At 68.8% G+C, this 20,335-nt stretch carries 25 protein-coding genes and 1 tRNA gene; 17 read left to right on the top strand and 9 right to left on the bottom strand.

From position 1 onward, the window contains the following. The first annotated feature begins 57 nt into the window (after positions 1–57). Complete coding sequence (locus JAP66_RS09410; protein WP_235998900.1) at positions 58–912, top strand: TetR/AcrR family transcriptional regulator; 855 nt, start codon at positions 58–60, stop codon at positions 910–912. Between the two features lie 25 nt (positions 913–937). On the opposite strand, the gene JAP66_RS09405 is transcribed toward JAP66_RS09410, so the two are convergent. Beyond that, entirely contained in the window at positions 938–1,390 is a 453-nt protein-coding gene (locus JAP66_RS09405) for a MerR family transcriptional regulator (protein ID WP_199431256.1), read from the bottom strand. A gap of 79 nt (positions 1,391–1,469) precedes the next feature. Between JAP66_RS09405 and JAP66_RS09400 the strand changes: the two genes are divergently transcribed. The 4 genes from JAP66_RS09400 to JAP66_RS09385 all read left to right on the top strand — a co-directional run bounded on the left by JAP66_RS09400 (position 1,470) and on the right by JAP66_RS09385 (position 4,947). Continuing rightward, positions 1,470–2,324 (top strand): SDR family oxidoreductase, encoded by an 855-nt coding sequence (locus JAP66_RS09400; protein ID WP_199431255.1) that lies wholly within the window; start codon positions 1,470–1,472, stop codon positions 2,322–2,324. Positions 2,325–2,404: 80 nt separating this feature from the next. Next, positions 2,405–3,265 carry a helix-turn-helix transcriptional regulator gene (locus JAP66_RS09395; RefSeq protein WP_199431254.1) on the top strand — a complete coding sequence of 287 codons (861 nt, stop codon included), beginning with the start codon at positions 2,405–2,407 and terminating at the stop codon, positions 3,263–3,265. A gap of 121 nt (positions 3,266–3,386) precedes the next feature. Next, positions 3,387–4,124 carry an SDR family oxidoreductase gene (locus JAP66_RS09390; RefSeq protein WP_199431253.1) on the top strand — a complete coding sequence of 246 codons (738 nt, stop codon included), beginning with the start codon at positions 3,387–3,389 and terminating at the stop codon, positions 4,122–4,124. 70 nt (positions 4,125–4,194) lie between these two features. Then, complete coding sequence (locus tag JAP66_RS09385; RefSeq protein ID WP_199431252.1) at positions 4,195–4,947, top strand: endonuclease/exonuclease/phosphatase family protein; 753 nt, start codon at positions 4,195–4,197, stop codon at positions 4,945–4,947. Between the two features lie 222 nt (positions 4,948–5,169). Here JAP66_RS09385 and JAP66_RS09380 read toward each other — a convergent pair whose 3' ends face one another. Together JAP66_RS09380 and JAP66_RS09375 are read right to left on the bottom strand one after the other, a co-directional pair. Continuing rightward, positions 5,170–5,784 carry a TetR/AcrR family transcriptional regulator gene (locus JAP66_RS09380; RefSeq protein ID WP_199431251.1) on the bottom strand — a complete coding sequence of 205 codons (615 nt, stop codon included), beginning with the start codon at positions 5,782–5,784 and terminating at the stop codon, positions 5,170–5,172. Between the two features lie 170 nt (positions 5,785–5,954). Then, a complete protein-coding gene (locus JAP66_RS09375) occupies positions 5,955–6,413 on the bottom strand; it encodes a carboxymuconolactone decarboxylase family protein (RefSeq protein ID WP_199431250.1) in 459 nt (152 codons plus the stop codon). Between the two features lie 74 nt (positions 6,414–6,487). Here JAP66_RS09375 and JAP66_RS09370 point away from each other — a divergent pair, with 74 nt between their 5' ends. The 3 genes from JAP66_RS09370 to JAP66_RS09360 all read left to right on the top strand — a co-directional run bounded on the left by JAP66_RS09370 (position 6,488) and on the right by JAP66_RS09360 (position 8,881). Further along, positions 6,488–7,357, top strand: a complete 870-nt coding sequence (locus tag JAP66_RS09370; protein WP_199431249.1) for a sigma-70 family RNA polymerase sigma factor — start codon at positions 6,488–6,490, stop codon at positions 7,355–7,357. Between the two features lie 171 nt (positions 7,358–7,528). After that, on the top strand, positions 7,529–8,134 hold the full coding sequence (locus tag JAP66_RS09365; RefSeq protein ID WP_235998899.1) for a LysE family translocator: 606 nt from the start codon (positions 7,529–7,531) through the stop codon (positions 8,132–8,134). Positions 8,135–8,188: 54 nt separating this feature from the next. Continuing rightward, entirely contained in the window at positions 8,189–8,881 is a 693-nt protein-coding gene (locus JAP66_RS09360; protein ID WP_199431248.1) for a B3/B4 domain-containing protein, read from the top strand. Positions 8,882–9,017: 136 nt separating this feature from the next. On the opposite strand, the gene JAP66_RS09355 is transcribed toward JAP66_RS09360, so the two are convergent. Together JAP66_RS09355 and JAP66_RS09350 are read right to left on the bottom strand one after the other, a co-directional pair. Then, positions 9,018–9,941: an RNA polymerase sigma-70 factor gene (locus JAP66_RS09355; protein WP_199431247.1), complete on the bottom strand. Its 924-nt coding sequence runs from the start codon at positions 9,939–9,941 to the stop codon at positions 9,018–9,020. After that, a complete protein-coding gene (locus JAP66_RS09350; RefSeq protein ID WP_199431246.1) occupies positions 9,938–10,852 on the bottom strand; it encodes an NAD-dependent epimerase/dehydratase family protein in 915 nt (304 codons plus the stop codon). Before JAP66_RS09350 ends, JAP66_RS09355 begins: the two co-directional genes overlap by 4 nt. A 251-nt stretch (positions 10,853–11,103) precedes the next feature. Here JAP66_RS09350 and JAP66_RS09345 point away from each other — a divergent pair, with 251 nt between their 5' ends. Then, positions 11,104–12,054, top strand: coding sequence for a UbiA family prenyltransferase (locus JAP66_RS09345; protein WP_199431245.1), 951 nt, complete (start codon positions 11,104–11,106; stop codon positions 12,052–12,054). Here the strand turns inward: JAP66_RS09345 and JAP66_RS09340 are convergent. Both JAP66_RS09340 and JAP66_RS09335 read right to left on the bottom strand, forming a co-directional pair. Next, on the bottom strand, positions 12,006–12,701 hold the full coding sequence (locus JAP66_RS09340; protein WP_199431244.1) for an NAD(P)H-dependent oxidoreductase: 696 nt from the start codon (positions 12,699–12,701) through the stop codon (positions 12,006–12,008). The genes JAP66_RS09345 and JAP66_RS09340 overlap by 49 nt on opposite strands. Continuing rightward, on the bottom strand, positions 12,698–13,759 hold the full coding sequence (locus tag JAP66_RS09335) for an LLM class flavin-dependent oxidoreductase (RefSeq protein ID WP_199431243.1): 1,062 nt from the start codon (positions 13,757–13,759) through the stop codon (positions 12,698–12,700). The genes JAP66_RS09340 and JAP66_RS09335 overlap by 4 nt, the downstream gene beginning before the upstream one ends. 115 nt (positions 13,760–13,874) lie before the next feature. Here JAP66_RS09335 and JAP66_RS09330 point away from each other — a divergent pair, with 115 nt between their 5' ends. The 5 genes from JAP66_RS09330 (at position 13,875) to JAP66_RS09310 (ending at position 17,338) form a co-directional block, all read left to right on the top strand. Next, positions 13,875–14,321 carry a MarR family winged helix-turn-helix transcriptional regulator gene (locus JAP66_RS09330; protein ID WP_199431242.1) on the top strand — a complete coding sequence of 149 codons (447 nt, stop codon included), beginning with the start codon at positions 13,875–13,877 and terminating at the stop codon, positions 14,319–14,321. A 291-nt stretch (positions 14,322–14,612) separates the two neighbouring features. After that, on the top strand, positions 14,613–14,948 hold the full coding sequence (locus tag JAP66_RS09325) for a YciI family protein (RefSeq protein ID WP_199431241.1): 336 nt from the start codon (positions 14,613–14,615) through the stop codon (positions 14,946–14,948). Beyond that, complete coding sequence (locus tag JAP66_RS09320; protein ID WP_199431240.1) at positions 14,939–16,162, top strand: RNA polymerase sigma factor; 1,224 nt, start codon at positions 14,939–14,941, stop codon at positions 16,160–16,162. Before JAP66_RS09325 ends, JAP66_RS09320 begins: the two co-directional genes overlap by 10 nt. 116 nt (positions 16,163–16,278) lie before the next feature. Next, a complete protein-coding gene (locus tag JAP66_RS09315; protein ID WP_199431239.1) occupies positions 16,279–16,773 on the top strand; it encodes an SRPBCC family protein in 495 nt (164 codons plus the stop codon). 130 nt (positions 16,774–16,903) lie between these two features. Continuing rightward, entirely contained in the window at positions 16,904–17,338 is a 435-nt protein-coding gene (locus JAP66_RS09310; RefSeq protein ID WP_199431238.1) for an MFS transporter, read from the top strand. A 154-nt stretch (positions 17,339–17,492) separates the two neighbouring features. Here JAP66_RS09310 and JAP66_RS09305 read toward each other — a convergent pair whose 3' ends face one another. Beyond that, a complete protein-coding gene (locus JAP66_RS09305; protein WP_199431237.1) occupies positions 17,493–17,882 on the bottom strand; it encodes a VOC family protein in 390 nt (129 codons plus the stop codon). 371 nt (positions 17,883–18,253) lie between these two features. Between JAP66_RS09305 and JAP66_RS09300 the strand changes: the two genes are divergently transcribed. Then, a complete protein-coding gene (locus JAP66_RS09300) occupies positions 18,254–18,754 on the top strand; it encodes a site-specific integrase (protein WP_199431602.1) in 501 nt (166 codons plus the stop codon). A 53-nt stretch (positions 18,755–18,807) separates the two neighbouring features. Here JAP66_RS09300 and JAP66_RS09295 read toward each other — a convergent pair. Beyond that, positions 18,808–18,880, bottom strand: a tRNA-Arg gene (locus JAP66_RS09295). A 154-nt stretch (positions 18,881–19,034) separates the two neighbouring features. Between JAP66_RS09295 and JAP66_RS09290 the strand changes: the two genes are divergently transcribed. Together JAP66_RS09290 and JAP66_RS09285 are read left to right on the top strand one after the other, a co-directional pair. Then, on the top strand, positions 19,035–19,685 hold the full coding sequence (locus JAP66_RS09290; RefSeq protein ID WP_199431601.1) for a response regulator: 651 nt from the start codon (positions 19,035–19,037) through the stop codon (positions 19,683–19,685). A 35-nt stretch (positions 19,686–19,720) separates the two neighbouring features. After that, positions 19,721–20,332, top strand: coding sequence for a trimeric intracellular cation channel family protein (locus JAP66_RS09285; RefSeq protein WP_199431236.1), 612 nt, complete (start codon positions 19,721–19,723; stop codon positions 20,330–20,332). The last annotated feature ends 3 nt before the right edge of the window (positions 20,333–20,335 follow it).

Below are 20,335 nucleotides of genomic sequence, written 5' to 3'. Positions count from 1 at the left end.
TCGACCACCCTTCTTGTTTATGGCGTACACCGATATATACCATAAACAAGGAGGTGCATGATGAGGCGAAACCGGGCGGACGATCCCGATCACGGGGTCGAGTTGCTGTGGCGGGAACGCGATGACGGGTCGAGGCCGGCACTGACCCTCGACCGCATCGTGCGTGCCGCGGTCGAGGTGGCCGACGCCGAGGGGCTGGCGGGGCTGTCGATGCGCAAGGTCGCCGAGCGGCTCGGCTTCACCACCATGTCGCTCTACCGTCACGTGCCCGGTCGCGAGCACCTCGTCGACCTCATGCGCGACGCCGCGCTGGGGGAGCCGCCACCCGAGCCGGCGGCGAAGGGTGGATGGCGACCGCGGCTGGAGACGTGCGTGCGGCAGGGGTGGGAGGTGCGCAGACGGCATCCCTGGCTGGGAGAGATACGGGGCACACGCCACCTGCCGGGGCCCAACTCGGTGGCTCACTACGAGCGCATGCTGAGCATCGTCGCCGGCACCGGCCTCGCCCCCGCCGAGGTGATCGCGGCCATCGAACTGGTCGGTCGCTTCGTCGACGCCGAGGCGCAGGTCCTGGTGGAGGTCGCGCGGGCCGAGCGGAGCAGTGGCGTGAGCGAACAGGAGTGGTGGGGCGCCCGCGACTCGCTCTACGCGCGGCTCGGCTCCTATCCGACGATCACCTACCTCTGGGAGGCGGGGGGCTTCGACGAGCCGGAGGACCCGTTCGAGTTCGGCCTGGCGCGCGTGCTCGACGGCATCGAACTCCTCGTCCGGCGACGTGATGAGACGCGTGACGAAAGTCTGGCGTGTCAGCTGTGTGGCAACCCCGTCGAGCAGTCTGCGTCGGGACGGCCGCGCGCGTACTGCTCGCGCGCCTGCCAGCAGCGCGCATATCGGAAACGCAGGTCCGGGTGAGACCTTTCTCCGGGGGCCGGGAAGGTCAGTCCTGTCGTCCGGCCGGTACCGTGGACGGGCATGTGGGCCCATCGCGCCACAGTGAGTCGGCTGACCCGGCGGCGAGGTGCTCGGCGTACAGCGCGACCTTTCCCTTGATGACGTCCAAGGCCTCCTGCAGATCGGCCATCTGCCGCGTCACCTTCGCCTCGTGCCGCCGCAGGATCTCGAACCGCTCGGCCTCGGTGCCCTGGCCCTCTCGCGCGAGCTCCGCGTAGCGGCGGATGTCCGGCAGCGACATGCCGGACGAGCGCAGCTTCGCGCAGACCCGCAGCCAGCCCACCTCCTGCTCGGTGAACAACCGCCGTCCGGCGGAGTTGCGCCGCACCGCCTCCACGAACAACCCCTCCTGCTCGTAGAACCGGAGTGTGTGCGCCGAGAGGCCGGTCAGCTCGCTGACCTCGCCGATGCTCAATGTCGTCTCCTGTGTGGTTGCCATGACAGCGAGTCTACGAGTTTGACCTCGAGTCGGCTCTAACTCGTAGCTTCGTGCGGTGACAGCGATGGAAGGAAACGCAATGACCAGAACATGGTTCGTCACCGGCACGTCCTCGGGTTTCGGCCGGATCCTCACCGAGCGGCTACTGGAGCGAGGCGATCGCGTGGCCGCGACCCTGCGCAGGCCGGAGGTCCTCGACGGGCTACGCGCCGCCCACGGCGACCGGCTGTGGGTGGGACGGCTCGACGTCACCGATCCCGAGCAGGTTCGGCACGTGGTGGCCGAGGCGTTCGCGGCCCTCGGCACGATCGACGTCGTCGTGAACAACGCCGGGTACGCGGTGTTCGCCGCCGTCGAGGAGGCCACCGACGAGCAGATCCGGCAGGTGATCGATACGAACCTGTTCGGGTCGATCTCCGTGGTGCGCGCCGCGCTGCCGCACCTTCGGGAGCAGGGACACGGACGCATCCTGCAGATCTCGACCGCGGGCGGGCAGACCACGTATCCGAACTTCGCCTACTACCACGCGTCGAAATGGGGTGTCGAAGGGTTCTGCGAGACCGTGGCCCTTGAGATCGAACCGTTCGGTATAGGCATGACCATCGTCGAGCCCGGTGCGGCGCCGACCGGGTTCGGTGCCGCACTCGCGACCGCGCCGATCATGCCCGAATACGACGCGGGACCCGCGGGCGACACGCGCCGGGCCATCGCCGACGGCTCGTTTGAGCTGGTCAACGATCCGGAGAAGATCGCCCGCGCGATTGTCGACGTCGTCGACGCCGGGAAAGTGCCGCTGCGGTTGCCGCTCGGGCCCGACACGTACCGCGATGTGCGGGCGTCCCTCGTCGCACGTCTCGCAGAGCACGACGCGCATCGGGAGACCGCGCTGGCCGTGGCCCGCGACGATCTCGGGGTGCCCGCGGAAACGGCCTGACCTACGGCGCCCGAGCATAGGAGTAGCGCGGCCACCTTTCGCGGTGCCGTACGCGTCCTTCCGAGTCTACGGTGGACATCATGGACAGGGAGAAGCCGCTCGGCGAGTTTCTGCGGGCGCGCCGTGAGCTGGTGCGGCCGGAGGACGTGGGTATGCCGGCCGCCGGTCGGCGCCGGGTGCCGGGTCTGCGCCGGGAGGAGGTCGCGATGCTGGCGGGGGTCAGCACCGACTACTACGTGCGGTTGGAGCAGGGCCGGGAGCGGCATCCTTCGGTGCAGGTGGTCGACGCGCTGGCCAGGGCACTGGGATTGCCGGAGGAGGCGGTTTCCCACCTGCATCAGCTCGCACGTCCGGTGCCCGGCCGGCGCCGTCCGGTCTCACGACGCGAGCGGGTGAGCCCGAACCTGCTGCGGATGATGGACAGCTGGACGCGGACTCCGGCGGTGATTCTGGGGCGGCGCCTGAACGTCCTGGCGCACAACGCCCTTGGCGGGGCGCTGTTCGACGGCCACACCTACAGCAGGGACCTGGTCCGGTTGGTGTTCCTCGATCCGGACGCGCGGGACTTCTATCCGGACTGGGAGCGCGTCGCGGTCAACACCGTCGGTGGACTGCGGGCGGCGGCCGGGATCGACCACGACGATCCGCGGCTGGTCGAGACGGTGGGGGAGCTGTCGCTGAGGAGTGAGGCGTTCCGCCGGCTGTGGGCCCGTCACGACATCCGGCAGAAGACCCACGAGACCAAACGGTTCCGGCACCGCCAGGTCGGGGAGCTGACGCTGAGCTACGAGGCCTTGACGGTGAACAGCGCCCCCGGCCAGCAACTGGTCGTCTACCAGGCCGAGCCGGGAAGCCCGTCCGAGCAGGCACTGTCCCTGCTGGGCAGCCTCACCGCAGGCGGCTCGCACCGTTCCGAGGATCACAACAGCCTCTACGGGTAACTCCCGCCATCCCTTTTTCCTGCCGCCGGGCGCCGTTTCGCCGTGCGACTGCTCGACCGCGCCTCGAAGAGGCGTGTCTCGCATGACTGTCAACGCAGGGCCGACTCCGGAAGGAAACTGCATGGCTCCCAACGAGGGATCGAAGATCGTCCTGATCACCGGCGCGAGCAGCGGCATCGGGCAGGCCACCGCGCTGCGACTCGCCCGCGAGGGACACCACGTCGTCATCGGCGCGCGCCGCGAAGACCGCCTCGCCTCGGTCGCCGCGGCGATCAAGGACGCGGGCGGCAGCGTCGACACGCGCCGTCTCGACGTCACCGACCGCGAGGACGTCGCCAGTTTCGTCGACACCACCGTGCGGGAACACGGGCGGATCGACGTGATCGTCAACAATGCCGGCGTCATGCCTCTGTCCCGAATGGACTCACTGCTGGTCGAGGAGTGGAACCGGATGATCGACGTCAACGTCCGCGGCCTGCTGCACGGTATCGCCGCGGCGCTCGGGCACTTTCAACGCCAGGGCAGGGGGCATTTCGTCACCGTCGCGTCCGTCGGAGCTCACGAGGTGGTTCCGACCGCGGCGGTCTACTGCGCGACGAAGCACGCCGCGTGGGCGATCACCGAGGGCCTCCGCCTCGAGGTCGACCCGAGCATCCGGGTCACGACGATCTCCCCCGGAGTCGTCGAGTCGGAGCTCGCCGATTCCATCACCGAACCGGGCGCGAAGGAGATGATGCGGACCTACCGGGCGGCGGCTCTCCCGGCCGACACCATCGCCGAGGGCATCTCCTACGCGATCGGGCAGCCGGCCGGGGTCGACGTCAATGAACTCGTCCTCCGGCCGGCCGGGCAGCGATGACAACGGCGGTGACTTTCCCGTGGTCGCATGCCAGGATCGGTGTGCTGTTGTCGACGGCCGGGGAGGTCGAATGGTCCGCCGCGTCGCTGTCGTCGCCGTGCTGGCGCTGGTCGCCGTGCTGTTGCCCGGCACCGTTTCCGCCGCGACCCCGGTGAGGGTGTTGCAGCTCAACATCTGTCACAGCGGGGCGGCCGGCTGCTTCACCGGGGACGAGGTGATGGCCAGGGCCAGGTCGGTGATCGGGCAGGTGAAACCGCAGGTGCTGTCGGTCAACGAGGCCTGTTCGGGTGACGTGGAGCCACTGCGCCAGGCGATGGGTGCGGCGCGCACGAAGTTCGTTGCGGCGCAGCGGCCGGACGGTTCACCGGTGAAGTGCGCCAACGGGCAGGACTACGGCAACGCCATCATGGTGGCGGAGCCGCTCGCCGGAGGTGCGGGAGCCGGTGGCCGTTATCGCAGCCAGGACAGCGGCAACGAGAAGCGGGTGTGGGCGTGCCTGCCCGCCGGGCGGCTGAGCGCGTGCAGCACCCATCTGTCGGCCAGGGACGCCGGTGTCGCTTTCCGGCAGTGCACGGAGCTGATGAGCCGGGCCGTGGAGTATGCGGCGCGCGCGCCGGTGGTGGTGTCGGGCGACATGAACCTGCGCTACGGCGGCAGCCCGGATGTGCAGGACTGCAACCGCAGCGGGTTCTACCGCAAGGGCGACGACGCCGTGCAGCACGTCTTCGCCACGAAGAACCTCACGTTCGTGCGCGGCCAGAAGATCGACATGGCGGGCACAACCGACCACCCCGCCTGGCTGGTCACGGTCGACATGGCCTGACGTCTCGTCGCAGGCTTGCCGTGGAGCCGGCCGCCCATCCAGTCGACGAAGTCGGCATCGTCGGTGAACGTGGCCGCCCATGCGGTGCCGTCCCCGTTCGCCCATGCCTGGTCCCTTCCTCTTGAAGTGGGGTTACCCGGCCCGCGGCGTTGTCGGCTGCCACTTCTTTCCTTGCCATCGCCCGGAAGTCCGACGAAGTGGACGGCGGCGTGTTCGGTTTGGTCAGGTCGAATGGGACGTGATGCCTCGCACGAGGGTGTCGAGCGACTCGCGCAGCGCGGCACGGTCGTGTCCGCCGAGGTACGGCCGGGCCAGCGCGTCGTAGAGCAGTCCGTCCATGTGGGCGACCAGCATCCGGGCAGCCTGGTCGGAGTTGGTCAGCCCGGTGAGCCGGATGCCCTCGGCCGCACGATCGACGAACCGCCGGTTGGCCGCTTGCAGTTCCGGCAGCAGCTCCGCCCGCCGGGTGGCGTCCACGTAGAGCTCCATGCGTGCGCGAGTGCGAGACCGCGCAGGCCCCAGCCAGTAGACGAGCAGATCGGTCAGCATGTCGACGATCGCGGCCCGCTGTTCGGGAGTGTCCGTGCTCCAGCCTGTGTCGGGGACCGCCGTCACCACGGCTTCGTCGAGTTCGGCCAGCCGGTCCAGGACGGCCGCGAGCAACGCGAGCCGGGTTCGGAAGCAGCTGCTGGTGCTGCCCGGCGGCAGGCCCGCCCTCGCATCGACGGCACGATGCGTCAACCCGCGCAGACCGTCGGAAGCGATCACCTCGATCGCCGCGTCCGCCGCCCGTTGCTTGCGGTTCTGTCCGCTGCCGCCGTCGGCTGTCGGTGCCATGCAACCTCTCCCAGTCCGCTACAGATGTAGCGCAGGGTGGCAGCGCGGTCAAGCCCGGCACACGGGAGCTGGGGTTGGATGCACGGCCTGCCGTCCGGCCTCGCCCGGCGGCATGGGAGGCACTCGCCGAGCGGCGCGGTCACCGGGGTGGCCGCGCCGCTGCTGCCGGCTCAGGGTTTCCACTCACCGGCCACCTGGCGGGTGGCCACGTTGAGCCGGTTCCACACGTTCACCGCGGAGACCGCGATGAGGAGGGCGGCCAGCCCCTGCTCGTCGTAGTGCCGGCCGGCCTCGGCCCAGATCTCGTCGGACACCGCGTCCGGGCGGTCGGCGATCCGGGTGACCGCCTCGGTGAGCGCCAGCGCGGCCCGCTCCGCGTCCGTGAAGTAGGGTGCGTCCTGCCAGGCGGCCACCGCGAAGATCCGCTCGTCGGTCTCGCCCGCCTTCTTGAGGTCGGTCGAATGCATCTCCACGCACACACTGCAGCCGTTGATCTGGCTCGCCCGCAGGTGAACCATGGCCAACGTGGTGGCCGGCACGCCGAGCGTCTCCGCGGAGGTGCTGTAGGCGTGGAGGCCCTTCATCGCCGCGGGGACGAGAACGGCCGGGTTGGTCATCCGTGCCTGCATGAGCGGTCTCCCTGTCATATCGGTCGAATCCGGTTCGTCACCGCTATGACGGATGACGACGGAGGAACCTGACAGTGGATGAGCACGACTTCCTTGCCGAGCGGTTCGAGGCGCATCGCGATCACCTGCGTGCGGTGTCCTACCGGATGCTGGGTTCGCTGACCGAGGCGGATGACGCCGTGCAGGAGGCGTGGTTGCGGCTGGCCCGCTCCGACACCAGCGAGGTGGCGAACCTGGGCGGCTGGCTGACCACGGTGGTCAGCCGGGTCTGCCTGGACATGCTGCGCTCCCGCAGGTCCCGGCGCGAGGAGCCGCTCGACACCTACGTGCCGGACCCGGTCGTGGCGTCCGCGGACCCGGACCCGGCGGAGGAGGCGGTGCTCGCCGACTCGGTGGGGCTGGCGCTACTCGTCGTGCTGGAGGCCCTGAGCCCGGCCGAGCGGCTGGCGTTCGTGCTGCACGACATGTTCGGCGTGCCCTTCGATGAGATCGCCCCCATCGTCGGGCGCTCTCCGGCCGCCGCCACCCAGCTGGCCAGCCGGGCGCGTCGCCGGGTGCGCGGTGCCGCGCAGCCGGACGCCGACCTGCCCGCCCAGCGCGAGGTGATCGAGGCATTCATGACGGCGGCGCATGCCGGCGACTTCGACGCCCTGGTGGCCGTGCTCGACCCGGACGTCGTGCTCAGGGTGGATTCCGGCGGCGCGGGGCCGTCGAGGCTGCTGCGGGGCGCGGCGGCGGTGGCCGGCCAGGCGCTGCTGTTCTCCCGGGGCGGCTCGTTCGCCCGGCCCGTTGTCATCAACGGCGTGGCCGGGCTGGTCTCGATGCCAGGTGGGCGGGCGGTCACGGTGTTCGGCCCCACCGTCCGCGGAGGCAAGATCGTCGAGATCAACATCCTCGCCGACCCCGAGCGCATCGCCCGGCTCGACCTGTCCGGGCTCGCGTGAGGCCCTCGTCCCCGGCTGGTCCGCGTCGCCGTGGCCCTGACCGCCCTGACCGAGGCCGGCAAGGGGGGTACCATCCGCCACCTACGGTGTCGGGGTATCCGGCGGTGATTCGGCGGCTTCAGTGTCCTGCCGACACATTGCGCTGTTGTCACCGTCGCGCTGGGAGGGGACTTGAGCATCGAGTTTCTGATGACCACGTTGATCGTGGTCATCACGCCAGGCACTGGTGTGCTGTACACCATGGCCGCCGGGCTGTCGCGCGGCACGCGGGCGAGTTTCGTCGCCGCCGTCGGCTGCACGCTCGGCATCGTTCCGCATATGGCGGCGGCGATCACCGGTCTCGCGACCCTGTTGCGGGCGAGTCCGGTCGCGTTCCAGATCCTGAAGTACCTCGGCGTGCTGTACCTGCTGTATATGGCTTGGTCAGCGATCCGGGACAAGAACGCGCTCACCGTCGAGGGGGAGTCCGAGTCGCGTTCGGTGTCGAGGGTGATCCTCTCGGGGATACTGATCAACATTCTGAACCCGAAGCTGACCATCTTCTTCTTCGCGTTCCTGCCGCAGTTCATCGACAAGGCCGACTCGGGTGCGTTCCTGCGCATGGTCGCGCTCAGCGGTGTCTTCATGCTCGTGACGCTGGTCGTGTTCACGGGATACGGGCAGTTCGCCGTAATGATCCGTAAACACGTCATCACCCGGCCCAAGGTCCTGGCCTGGACCCGGCGGGTGTTCGGCGTCGCATTCGTCGGCCTGGCAGCGCGGCTCGCGTTCGAGTGACGCCCCCGCTCCGTTCGCACCGGCGAAGACGGCATCCCGAGCAGTGAGGAAAGCATGTACGTCGAGCATTCTTCCGAGATATGGGCCGAATTCCCCGAACTGGTGGCCTGCGCGCTGCTGGCCCACGGCGTCGACGCGTCCGCGTCCGTCGCGGACCGTGTCGCGCCCTACTACGACACCGCCGCGTCCAGGCTCAGGTCCGCTTCGGAGGGCGAGCTGCCGGAGATCCAAGCCTGGCGGAGGGCGTTCTCGCACATGGGCCTCAAGCCGACCCAGTACCGGTGCGCCGCCGAATCGCTACTGCGGCGATTCCGCAAGGAGCGGTCCCTGCCGAAGATCCATCCCGTGATCGACATCTGCAACGCGATCTCGATGTCGTTCGCGATACCGATCGCCGTGTTCGACGTCGCCGAGGTCGTCGAGCACATCGAGGTCAGGCACGCCAGGGGCGATGAGACCTACCTCGCGTTCTCCGGTGAGGTGGAGCACCCGGAACCGCGCGAGGTCGTCTTCGCCGACGCCTCGAACCAGGCGCACGCCCGCCGGTGGACCAACCGGCAGGCGCTGACCTCGGCGGTGCGGCCGAGCACACGCTCGGTGCTGGTCGTCGCCGAGGCAATGCACTCGTCGGCCCCATCGGACGTGCCCCGGCTGCTCAAGGCCGTCGATGACGAGCTGGCTGCCGTTGGGGGTGCCTGCGAGAAGTCCGCGGTGTTGAGCGCGTCATCGCCAAGGGTCGAGTTCTGAGAGGCTGTCCCCGAACCTGTTTTCGCTGGTCACCGGTCGTGAGTGAGGAGCCGCGTTCTAACTCGGCTGAACACTCACGAGAGGTGACCAGGCACAACGCCGCGCCTCCGTGGGTTCGGTTCACCGGCAGGTCAGGTCAGTCCCTGGGCCTGCGAGCCTGCTTCACCTCGCGGGCGATCGCCCAGGCGTCGGCAACGGGACCGACATGCCCGAGCTTGTCGGGGTTCAGCACCGAGCGGATCGTCTGGATCCGCCCGCCGAGCACGTCGAGCGTCAACGTGCCGACCACCTTGCCGTCCCGGTCGCGAAGGATCGCGCCCGGCTGGCCGTTCACCTCACGTGACTCCACTCTCGCGTCGATCCGGGAGAGCACGGGGAAGTTCGAGGCGAGCACGCGGGCCACGTTGTCGGGGCCGAACACGCTCCTGGCGAACGCGGGCGCCTTGCCTCCCCCATCGCCGACCATCTGGACGTCGGCGGCGAGCAACTCCCTCAGACCGTCGATGTTGCCATCGAGGAGCGCATCGAAGAACCGCGCCGCCAGCTCCTCCCGTTCCCGGCGGTCCGCCTCGAACCGAGGGCGTCCAACGTCCATGTGGCGTCGCGCCCGCGCCGCGAGCTGGCGGCACGCCGCCTCCGAACGTCCGACGGCGGCCGCGACCTCCGGAAAGCCGAACCCGAACACCTCCCGCAGCACGAAGACCGCCCGTTCGAGCGGGCTCAGCCGCTCGAGCAGCAACAGGGCCGCCATCGACACCGAGTCCGCCAGCTCCGCCGACCGCTCCGGGTCCTCGTAGGGGTCGGTGAGCAATGGCTCGGGGAACCATGGGCCGACGTACTCCTCCCGTCGCACGCGCGCCGAACGCAGCACGTCGATCGAGACCCGCGTGACCACGGCCGAGAGGAAGGCCTTGGTCGACGTGGGCTGTGTCGGGGAGGACCCGTAGCGCAGCCAGGTCTCCTGGACCGCGTCCTCCGCCTCGGCCACGCTGCCAAGGATGCGGTAGGCGATCGCGAAAAGGAGCGGCCGCAGCTCCTCGAACTCCTCGCCGCGGGTCATGCGAGCTCTGCCCGGAAACCCTGCCGCCACGACGGGTAGCGCGGCTCCCAGCCGAGCTCCCGCTTGGCCTTGGCGTTGGAGAAACCACGACCCTCGGTCAGCATGCCCACCACCATCTCGCCGGCCAGCAGCCGGGCCAGCCACGCGGGGACCCGCCGCGGCGGCTTGGCCCCGGCACACTCCGCGAGGTAGGGCAGCCACTCGCTGACCGGTGCCGGCTCGTCGTCGACGATGTTGAACACGCCCTTCGCCTTCTGCTCCACCGCGAGGACGGTAGCGCTCGCCGCGTCGTCGACATGTATCCACGAGAAATGGCCGGTGCCAGCCCCGACGAGCGGGAACAGTCTCTTCCGCACGAGGTTGACCTGATCGTCGTTGGCGCCCGGCCCGTAGAACCCGCCGTAGCGCAGGACAGCACCTCCTGCCCTGACCACCACGTCCTCGAGGTGGTTGATCGCCTTCGTCCCCTCCACCACCTCCAGCGGGTCGTCCTCGGTCTTGACCCATCCGCCCCTGCGAACTCCGTTCATGCTGGCGTGGCCCTGCGCGACGACGTGGGAGACACCGGTCGCCTCGGCCGCGGCCAGCAGATGGTCGATCCCCTCGCTGCGGAGGCGGTTGGTGGTGGCGAAGAAGCGGCCGGCATTCCTCAGGTTGGGCTTGCCGGCGTGCGCCACCGAAAGGGCCGTCATCTGGTTCACGATCGCGTCCGGCCGGGCCGCTGCCACCGCCTCGCCCACCGACGCCGCATCCAGCCCGTCCATCACGACGGCCTCGGCGCCCAACTGCTCCAGGAGCTCCAGTTTGCTCGCGCTCGTCGTCGTCGCCGTCACCTGATGACCGCGGGCCACCAGCTGCGGCACCAGACGACGCCCGAGGACTCCGCTCCCGCCTGCCACGAAAACTCGCATAACGTCACGCTCCCGATCCGGTACTTGCTCTCGCCACCAAGACGAGACAGCCCGGCGTCCTGTGACATGGAGGTTCTCCGCAAGGAGCAAGGTATTTGACAATCGTAGAAGTTCGACAGAGTCCCGACGGGAAATGCCTGGTCCTACTGCCCGCCGGTCGGTCTACTGAGTGGGACGGGTCGGCGGGAAGCAGGGCGTGATCGCAGGGATATGCCGGTTTCTGCCTGAGTCGGACGCGGGAGAGCCGTGGGATGTTGCGTCGCTACGTACTTGAACCTCAACTCACCGACGAGGCCAGGACATTCCTGTTGAACGCCGGTCCTCCGCCGTGGCGTCACCCTGCGCGCCGCAGCTGCTTCGAGATATACCTGAGTTGGCGATTCATCCGCGCGAACTTCCCGGCATCCGTGCTTGTCACCCTGATCACGGTGGTGAGCGCCTGGCACATCGCCGAGTCTTCGTGGCGAGAGCTGCCACTCGTCCTGACCGTGGCCGCGATCCACGGTTGGCTGTTCATTTACGTGCACGAACTACCGAACCAGGCTTTGGGGGCCGACGAGGACAGGATGAACAAGCCGCACCGTCCGATCCCGAGCGGTCGGTGCACGGTTGCAGGTGCACAACAACGCGCGATCGTCGTCGCCTGCCTGTTCGTGGTGTTCTCGGCTTTTATCGAGGTTCTGCACTGGGCTGCCCTTTGGCTGATCACCATCCTGCTGTACCACTTCGCCGGCGGCCACCGGTCGTGGCCGACCAAGACCCTCATGCCGATGATCGGGGCCGCGGCATTGATCGCCAGCGCATGGATCATCGGAGCGGGGCGTGTCGACTCGATCGGCTGGACGTGGATCGCCGCCAGCTTTCTCTACTGGGCCGGTGTTGGCACCCTTCAGGATCAACGAGACATCGCCGGGGACAAACTCCTTGGTCGGCGTACACTTCCCATGGTCATCGGGGACCGAGCCAACCGGATCGCCGGAGCGGCGTTCTTGACCGCACTTCCGGTCACACTCGTTGTCCCCTTGGGACTGTGGGCGCAACAGACTGCGGCGGTCGTCGCGGTTCAGGCGACATTCACCGCCATGTGCTGGGGTCTGGGAGCACGGCTGTTGTGGCGTCGCAGCAAGGCCGACAACGACCTCACCTACAAGCTCTACGCGGCGTCGTATTGTTTTCTCGCCGCAGGCCCTCTGCTCTTGTGATCGGAGGAAGGGGAGGTCCCGTCTCCAGTACCTGCGTCCGCGGGTGCCTGCGCACCGGTCGCGCGGGCCTTGAGCAGGTCCGTCACGTCGGCGAGGGCCATCTCGATGCGCCCGTGGACGCGGGGGTTGAGCAACGTGACGCCGTCGAAGTCCCCCGCGGACGCGAAGATCGCCACAGGCACGGTCAACGCCTGGAAGAAGGCGAAGAGCGGTCGCAGGGCATGTTCCAGGACGAGCGCATGGTGGTCCCCTCCGCCCGTCGCAGCCAGGAGGACGAGCTTGTTGGCGAGTGCATACTGGTCGATGAGATCGAAGAAGTGCTTGAACATACCGGGGTAGGAACCCCGGTACACCGGCGTCGCAGCGATCAGCAGGTCGGCGTTCTCGGCGAGCCGGAGCATGCCCTCGATCTCAGGCGTGACGTCGTCGCGTTCGGTGGCTCCGGTGAAGCCTTGGCCCAAGCGGTACACGTCGACCTGCGAAGCTTCGACGGGGAGCATCGTTCTCAAGGCGTCGAGGACGACCTCCACGAGGCCCATGGTCTTGGACTTTTGGCTCGGGCTGCCGTTGACCACGACCACGCGCAGTGCGGCGCCGGCCGTGTGTGCACCTCGTTCCGCATCGATGACGGTCGGAGCGCCGGTCATGCTGCCTCCCTCTGACGTGCGGCGACCTCGAGGCGAACGACGGGTGCCACCTCGGTTCCGAGCCGTTCGATCGCCTCCAGGTGCTCCTTCTGCGGCATCCCGCCGAAACCCGTCTGGATGATGGCCCGGTTGATGCCGTACAGCTCGTGGTAGGCGAGCAGCTTGTCGATGATCTCCTGCGAGCTGCCCACCAGGAGCCCGGATCCGGGCGACGCCTGTGCGTCGAAGGCTGCCCGCGGAAGACGGAGCCCCCGGCCCCGCTGGTGGTTGTTCTCCGCCATGCCCTTCGCGAAGTACGGATACATCACGTCCCTCGCCTGCCGGCTGGTACGGCCCACGTATCCGTGCGTGTTGATGCTGACCGGCAGGGCGTCCGCCTCGTGCCCCGCCTTCTGGGCGGCTGCGCGGTAAAGCTCGATGGTCTGCTCGTGGAAGGTCAACGGCCCCAGCAGGAGGGCCATCGCCATCGGCAGGCCGAGGCGCCCGGTGCTGATCGCGGACGCCGCCGATCCGCCGACCCCCACCCAGATGGGAATGGTGTCACCGTCGGCGCGCGGCGCGATGTCGGCGTCGACCAGCGGAGCACGGAAGCGTCCTGACCAGGTGAGCGGGTTCTGTTCGCGGATTCTGAGCAGCAGATCGAGCTTCTCCCGGAAGAGGTCGGCGTAGTCCTGCAGGTCGTAGCCGAACAACGGGAAGGACTCGGTGTAGGAGCCGCGGCCCGCGATTATCTCGGCCCGGCCGGACGAGAGCAGATCGATCGTCGCGAACTGCTCCCAGACGCGCACCGGATCCTCGGAGCCGAGTACGGTGACCGAACTCGTCAGGCGGATGCGCTCGGTCGCCTCGGCCGCGGCGGCCAGCAGGATCGCCGGCGCCGAACCGACGAAATCGGAACGGTGGTGTTCACCGACGCCGAACACGTCGAGGCCCGCCTCGTCGGCGATCTTCGCCTGCTCGATCGTCTCGCGCACGCGCTGCCGCGGTGACGGCGGTCGCCCGGTGGTGGGGTCCTCCGTCACCTCGCCGAAGGTCATGATCCCAATCTCGAAAGCCATCTCGGTATCCCTTCCTGTCGTCGGCGCCAGGCGAGCGCCTACGCCCCCTATCAAGTTATCTGCACAGGCAGATATTCCCCGGCATACTTCGAGGTGGCCGGGATACACTGCTGTCATGGCGACCGAAAAGCTGCGGGACCTGGAGGACGAGGCATGGAGGGGGTTCCTGGTCACTCACGACAGGCTGTGGCGTTCGCTGGAGGCGGGGCTCGCTCCGCTGAACGTGAGCATGGCCGAGTACAGCGTCATGGCTCTTCTCGGTGAGGCCGGGCCGAAGGGCATGAGGATGTCGGAACTCGCCGAGCGGCGCCTGATGTCCACCGGCGGCTTCACCCGCCTCGCCGACCGCCTGGAACGACGCGGGCTCATCGAACGGCGCCGGTCGCCTGTCGACGGCCGCAGTTTCGACGCGGTGTTGACAAGGGAAGGGCGGGCGCTGCTGCGTAAGGCGTGGCGCCGGCAGTACAGGGACCTGCGCGAGCTCGTCTTCGACCGGCTTGACGACGACGATCTCCGTCGGCTCGCCGACATCTGGGCCCGTCTCGACCCCGGCCGGCAGTAGGCAGGATCCAGGTGGTGACCAGGTGGACGCGCGCACAGCTGCACCGATGAGCAGCATGGTGAGCGCGAGGAACAGCGCGCGGTGGGCGAGCAGCCGGGCGCGGTCGCGGTCGCCGCGGAGGCGGTACCGGCCGCGCCGGAGGTTTGACGCGACGGATAACACCAACCGCCCTGAGGAGCCGCGAGGGTGATTCCGCGTGCTGGCTGGGCGCGACGCCGTCTGCGACGCAGGTGATGGTTGATTCCCGCAGTGCCGATGACGCCTGCGCCGGTTCGGGCATCATATGAGCCCATGAAGTACGTGTTCCTGATCTGTGACGACGAGAAGACGTCGTCGTCCATGGAGGAGATAAGGGCGGACCCGGCGTTCCAGGCGTACGACGCGGAGGTGGACCGGCGGGGAGGCAGCCTCGGCGGCGCGCGGCTGCGGCCGGTGGCGGCCGCGACGACAGTCCGCGTCCGGGACGGCGAGACGATGGTGTCCGACGGCCCGTTCGCGGAGACGAAGGACTTCGTCGGCGGCATCGACATTGTCGAGTGTGCCGATCTCGACGACGCGCTCGCGCTCGCGGCGCTGCACCCCTACGCGAGCCGGGGTTGTATCGAGGTCCGCCCCGTATGGGAGTGACCGCGCCGGAGACGGTTCGTGCCGCGGTCGACGCGGCGTACCGGGACGAGTGGGGCCAGGTGGTCGCCACGCTGATCGGGCTGACCGGGAACTGGGACCTGGCTGAGGACTGCGCGCAGGAGGCGTTCGCCGCCGCGCTGGCGACGTGGACGCGCGACGGCGTTCCGTCCCGTCCGGGTGCGTGGCTCACGACCGCGGCCCGTCACCGGGCGATCGACCAGCTGCGGCGGGACACGAAGGGCGCGGCGAAGGTGCGGCAGCTCGCTGTGCTGGAGCGGGTGCCAATCGAGCCCGCGTCGGAGGAGATTCCGGACGAGCGGCTGCGGCTGATCTTCACGTGCTGTCATCCCGCGCTGCCGTTCCAGGCCCGCGTCGCCCTCACGTTGCGCACGCTGGCGGGATTGAGCACGGGTGAGATCGCCAAGGCGTTCCTGACCGCCGAGCCGGCGATGGCGCAACGCCTGGCGCGTGCCAAGCGCAAGATCGTCGAGGCAGGGATCCCGTATCGGGTCCCACCCGCGGAGCTCCTGCCGCGGCGGCTGACCGCTGTCCTCGCGGTGCTGTACCTGATCTTCAACGAGGGCTACGACGAGCAGGACGGGCGCAGGGCGCTGGCCGCCGAGGGGATTCACCTCGCACGGACGCTCGCCCGGCTGATGCCCGGCGAGCCCGAGGTGCGCGGCCTGCTGGCGTTGATGTTGCTGCTGGAGGCCCGTCGCGCGAGTCGCACCGTCGACGGCGTCCTGGTCACCCTGGAGAACCAGGACCGGTCCCGGTGGGATCACGCGCTGATCGCCGAGGGTGTCGCGACACTCGACGAAGCGCTGGCCATGCGGCGCTTCGGGCCGTACCAGGTGCAGGCTGCGATAGCCGCCTGTCACACCACCGCCCCGGACGCGGAGGCTACCGACTGGCCCCAGATCGCCGCACTTTACGCCGAGCTCGCACGGCTGGCGCCGTCTCCCGTCGTGGACCTCAATCGCGCCGTGGCGATAGCGATGGCCGAGGGCGTCTCCGCGGGGCTCGCGCTTGTCGACGAGCTCGCCGAGTCCGGCCGACTCGACGGCTACTACCTCCTGCCCGCCACCCGGGCCGACCTCCTCCGCAGGGACGGCCGCCTCGCCGAGGCAGCCACGGCCTACGAGGAGGCGCTGGAACTGGCGCCGACCGACGCCGAGCGTCGTTACCTGAAGGCACGTCTTTGTAGCCTCTGACCAGCGTCTTCACGTCTGCCGTAGATCTTTCTCAGGTTTCTTCAGTGCCGATGTCGATCCTGGGCGTTCTCCTTCGTCGGTGGGCAAAAGCCGCCAACGGAGAGAAGTGAGAACCCATGTCGAACACCGAGTACCTGACCGCCACCATGACCGTCGACCGGACGCCGGAGGAGGTCTTCGAGGCCGTCACCAACGTGCGTGGGTGGTGGAGCGAGAACCTCATCGGCCATTCGGCCGCCCTGCACGATGAGTTCGTCTTCACCGACGACTGCGAATACGCCGGTGAGACCGCCCGAGCCAAGAAGGGCATCCGTTTCGCCCGGTTTCAGCTCACCGAGGTCGTGCCCGGCAGCCGGATGGTCTGGCACTGCGTGGACTCCCTGCTCACCTTCGTCGACGACCCCGACGAGTGGGCTGGCACCACCGTCGTCTTCGACGTCGGTGTCACGGACCAGGGCACGACGGTGCATTTCACCCATGAGGGCCTCACCTCGGCCGAATCCGCCTGCTTCGAAGCGTGCTCGGCCGGCTGGACCTTCTATATCACCAAGAGCCTGCCGCAGCTGATCACCACCGGCGTCGGCCAGCCCATGCCGAGCTACCACCGCTGATCCGCCGCGAGTCGAAGGGAAGCCCAGCCATGAACTTCGTGAACACCGTCGCGCGCCGGAAGGCGGCGCATACTCGCCAAGGGCTCGTCCTTGGCCTGGCATGCGCGGCGGCCCAGGCAATGGTGGGACCGTGCAATGGGTGATCGTTGCCTACGGCCTGGTCATCGGCGGATTCCTCCTCGTCGGCGGCCGGATGAGCGACCTGCTGGGACGACGCCGCATCTTTCTCGCCGGCCTCAGCCTGTTCACCACCGCTTCGCTCGTGGCGGGCCTGGCGCAGCACGGCGGCGTGCTGATCACCGCGCGCGGCCTTCAGGGGCTGGGCGGGGCACTCACCGCGCCGGCCGCACTGTCGTTGGTGGCCGCCACGTTCCACGAGGGGCGGGAACGCAACCGGGCCTTCGGTATCTTCGCAGCCGTCGGCGGAGCGGCCGGAACGGTGGGCGTCGTCGCGAGCGGTCTCATCCGTCTCCACATTGGCCTGGTTTGTCGCGGCAGGCGTGCTGATGGCCGCGTTCGTGTCGATCGAGAGGCGTTCACCCGCCCCGCTGGTGCTGCGGCTTAGTGCTTCTCGCGCATGGAGTGACCCGCGGTTTGCTCGGGGCAACTGCTGTGGTCAGCGCGGATCGCCCCGCGGTGACCGTTGTCCACAGTAGGCGGCAGCGATCGCCCCAACGTCGTCTTGGCACAGGCCTAGCTAGACCGGGGGCACAGAGCCGTCAGAGTGGGTTGAGGCGGGCCTTGAGCAGGCAGAACGCGTTGCCTTCGGGGTCGGCGAGGACGTTCCATTGCTCCTTGCCGGTCTGGCCGATGTCGGCCGGACGGGCCCCGAGCTTCAGGAGGCGTTTGAGTTCGGCGTCCTGATCGCGGTCGGTGGGGTTGACGTCGATGTGCAGCCGGGGCTTCCCCTGCTCCGGCTCGTCCCCGCTTCTGAGGATGATCGTCGGCTGCGGCCCGCCGAACCCTTCGCGCGGTCCGATCTCGATGGCGTAACCCTCCTGGCCCTCTTCGCGACCGAGCTCCACGAAGTCCAGGACCTCGCACCAGAACCGCGCCAGCATCTCGGGGTCGCGGCAATCAAGCACGAGCTCACTGATACGACATGCCATTAACGAAACCTACTTTCAGCGTGGGCTCTCCGCAGTCGGAACGGCTCGAGACCGTACCGGGCGAAGCGAGCAGGCGCGACGGGTTTCCGGGTCCTCGCCCTGCCTGGTCTAAGCGCAACGATATCGTCGAGGAATTGGCAGCCTAGGAAACGCGAACAGGACCACCACGGACGCAAGATTCGCACTCCCCCGCCATCCCGGAGACCTGCCCGTCCGGCGAGGACATCTCTTCCCTTCTGCGGTGCCTGTGGCGCTGCCCGGCCTTCCTCGAACCGCTGCGCGGGACCGGCGGCAGCCGCACGCCCGCGCTTGGCGGTTCGAGTGGATGAGGGCCGGATCAGCGGCGCCGCAGGCGCCGCCTTGGTTGCCGGATCGGTGAACTGCTCGCGCTCGACTGGCAGGCGGTCGACTTCGACGCGGGAACCATCCGGTTTCATGGGACCGTCATCCGGGTCACTGGCCAGGGCCTGTTCGTGCAGGATCACACCAAGAGCCGGGCGGGCATGCGCACCATCCGGCCGCCTGCGTGGGTGATGGACATCCTCAAGCGGCGGCACGCCAAGTCGGAGTCGCGGTGGGTCTTTCCCTCGGCGAGTGGCACGCTCCGAGACCTCGACAACACACGCGGCCGCTTCCGGCAGGTCGTGAATGGCACGGAGTTCGCGGGTCTGCATCCGCACGACTTCCGGCATTACGTGGCCGGGATGCTCGACGACGCCGGGCTGACCGCTCGCGAGATCGCCGACTACCTCGGTCACGAGCGCATCAGCACGACGCAGGAGGACTACATGGAACGCGGCGTAGTGGGGGAGGACGCGGGTCCGGCGCTGGGCGAGCGGCCGACGATCCAGCCGCTGAAAAGTGAGGGTTAAACGTGGAGAGGTTCGTCGTAGATCCCCTGGTCAAGCCCTGACCAGGGGGTTTGCGCCCCCGGCAGGATTCGAACCTGCGACACCCGCTTTAGGAGAGCGGTGCTCTATCCCCTGAGCTACGAGGGCAGATGGTACTGGGTGACACCATAGCTGGTGGCTCGTGCCTGGGTGATACCGACCTTGACTCCGGGCGGATTGCTCACTGTAATACCCCCACTACCGATGGGTAACAACCTGGAGTGGAGCGGTGATCCCGCTGCACCGGCTGCCGGAGGCTTCGTTGATCAAGGTGATGTTCGCCGATGATGAGGAAATGGTCCGTTCGGGCCTGCGCGCGATGATGTCCAGCGCGCCGGATATCGAGGTCGTCGGCGAAGCCAGCGACGGCAGATCGGCAGTGGAGGCGGCGAGACGCTTCCACCCCGACGTCGCACTGCTCGACATCAGGATGCGCGCCGCGGACGACGGGATCCGCGCGCTGCGGGCCATCCAGGCCCTGCCCGAACCACCGATCGTCGCCATGCTGACCACCTTCGACATCGACGAGTACGTGAGCCTCGCGCTGCGGTTCGGCGCCAACGGCTTCCTGCTGAAGGACATCGACCCCACCGCGCTGGTCCGCGCGATCCGCGACCTCGCGCGCGGCGGGGCCGTGCTCGACCCCGGCGTGGCCGCCCGCATGGTGCACGCGCACCGCGACGAGCAGCGTGCCGCCGCGCCCGCACGTAAGATGCTCTCCTCGCTGTCGGACCGGGAGCGCGAGGTGGTGGGTTTGATCGGCCAGGGCCTTTCCAACGCCGAGATCGGCGGCCGCCTGCACCTGTCCGAGGCCACAGTCAAGGGCTACGTCTCGGCGGTGCTGTCCAAGATCGGCGCCGCGAACCGGGTCCAGGCGGCGCTGCTCGCCTACCGCGGTGGATTGATCCACTGAACAGGCCCGGGAGGCGGAGGCAGGTGGCGCGCTGAGTGTTCATCGCCCTCGAGATCATCGGCCTGGTGGCCTTCGCGGCGTCCGGTTCGCTCGCGGCGGTCCGCGCGCGGCTGGACATCTTCGGCGTCGTGGTGCTCGGCCTCACCACGGCGCTCGGTGGCGGCATCATCCGTGACGTGCTGCTCGGCATCCAGCCGCCGACGACTCTGCGCACCTGGCCCTACCTTGCCGTGTGCGCCGCCACCGCGCTGCTCGTGTTCGCCTTCCACCCGCAGATCGCGCGGCTGCGGAGAGCGGTGCTGCTCGCCGACGCCGTCGGCCTCGGCGTGTTCGCCACCGCGGGCACGGCGATCGCGCTCGGTGCCGGCGCCCCCGTCTACACGGCGTGCCTGATCGGCATGACCACGGGCATCGGCGGCGGCGCCCTGCGCGACGTACTGCTCAGGGAGATACCGCTCGTCCTGCGCAAGGACATCTACGCGCTCGCCGCGCTCGTCGGCGCCGTGCTGGTCGGCGCCGGCGACGCGCTGCGGCTGCCGCCTGCGCCGGTGACGCTCGGCGCGGCGGCCGTCGTGGTGACGCTGCGCGTCGTGGCCCTGTGGCGGCGCTGGAACGCCCCGGTTCCCCGGGGCACCGCCGACAGATGAGCC

It is taken from the genome of Qaidamihabitans albus, from assembly GCF_016464705.1.
Lineage (GTDB): Bacteria > Actinomycetota > Actinomycetes > Mycobacteriales > Pseudonocardiaceae > Qaidamihabitans > Qaidamihabitans albus.
Note: the sequence above shows the minus strand (reverse complement) of the source record. Positions and strands in the feature narration are given on the sequence as shown.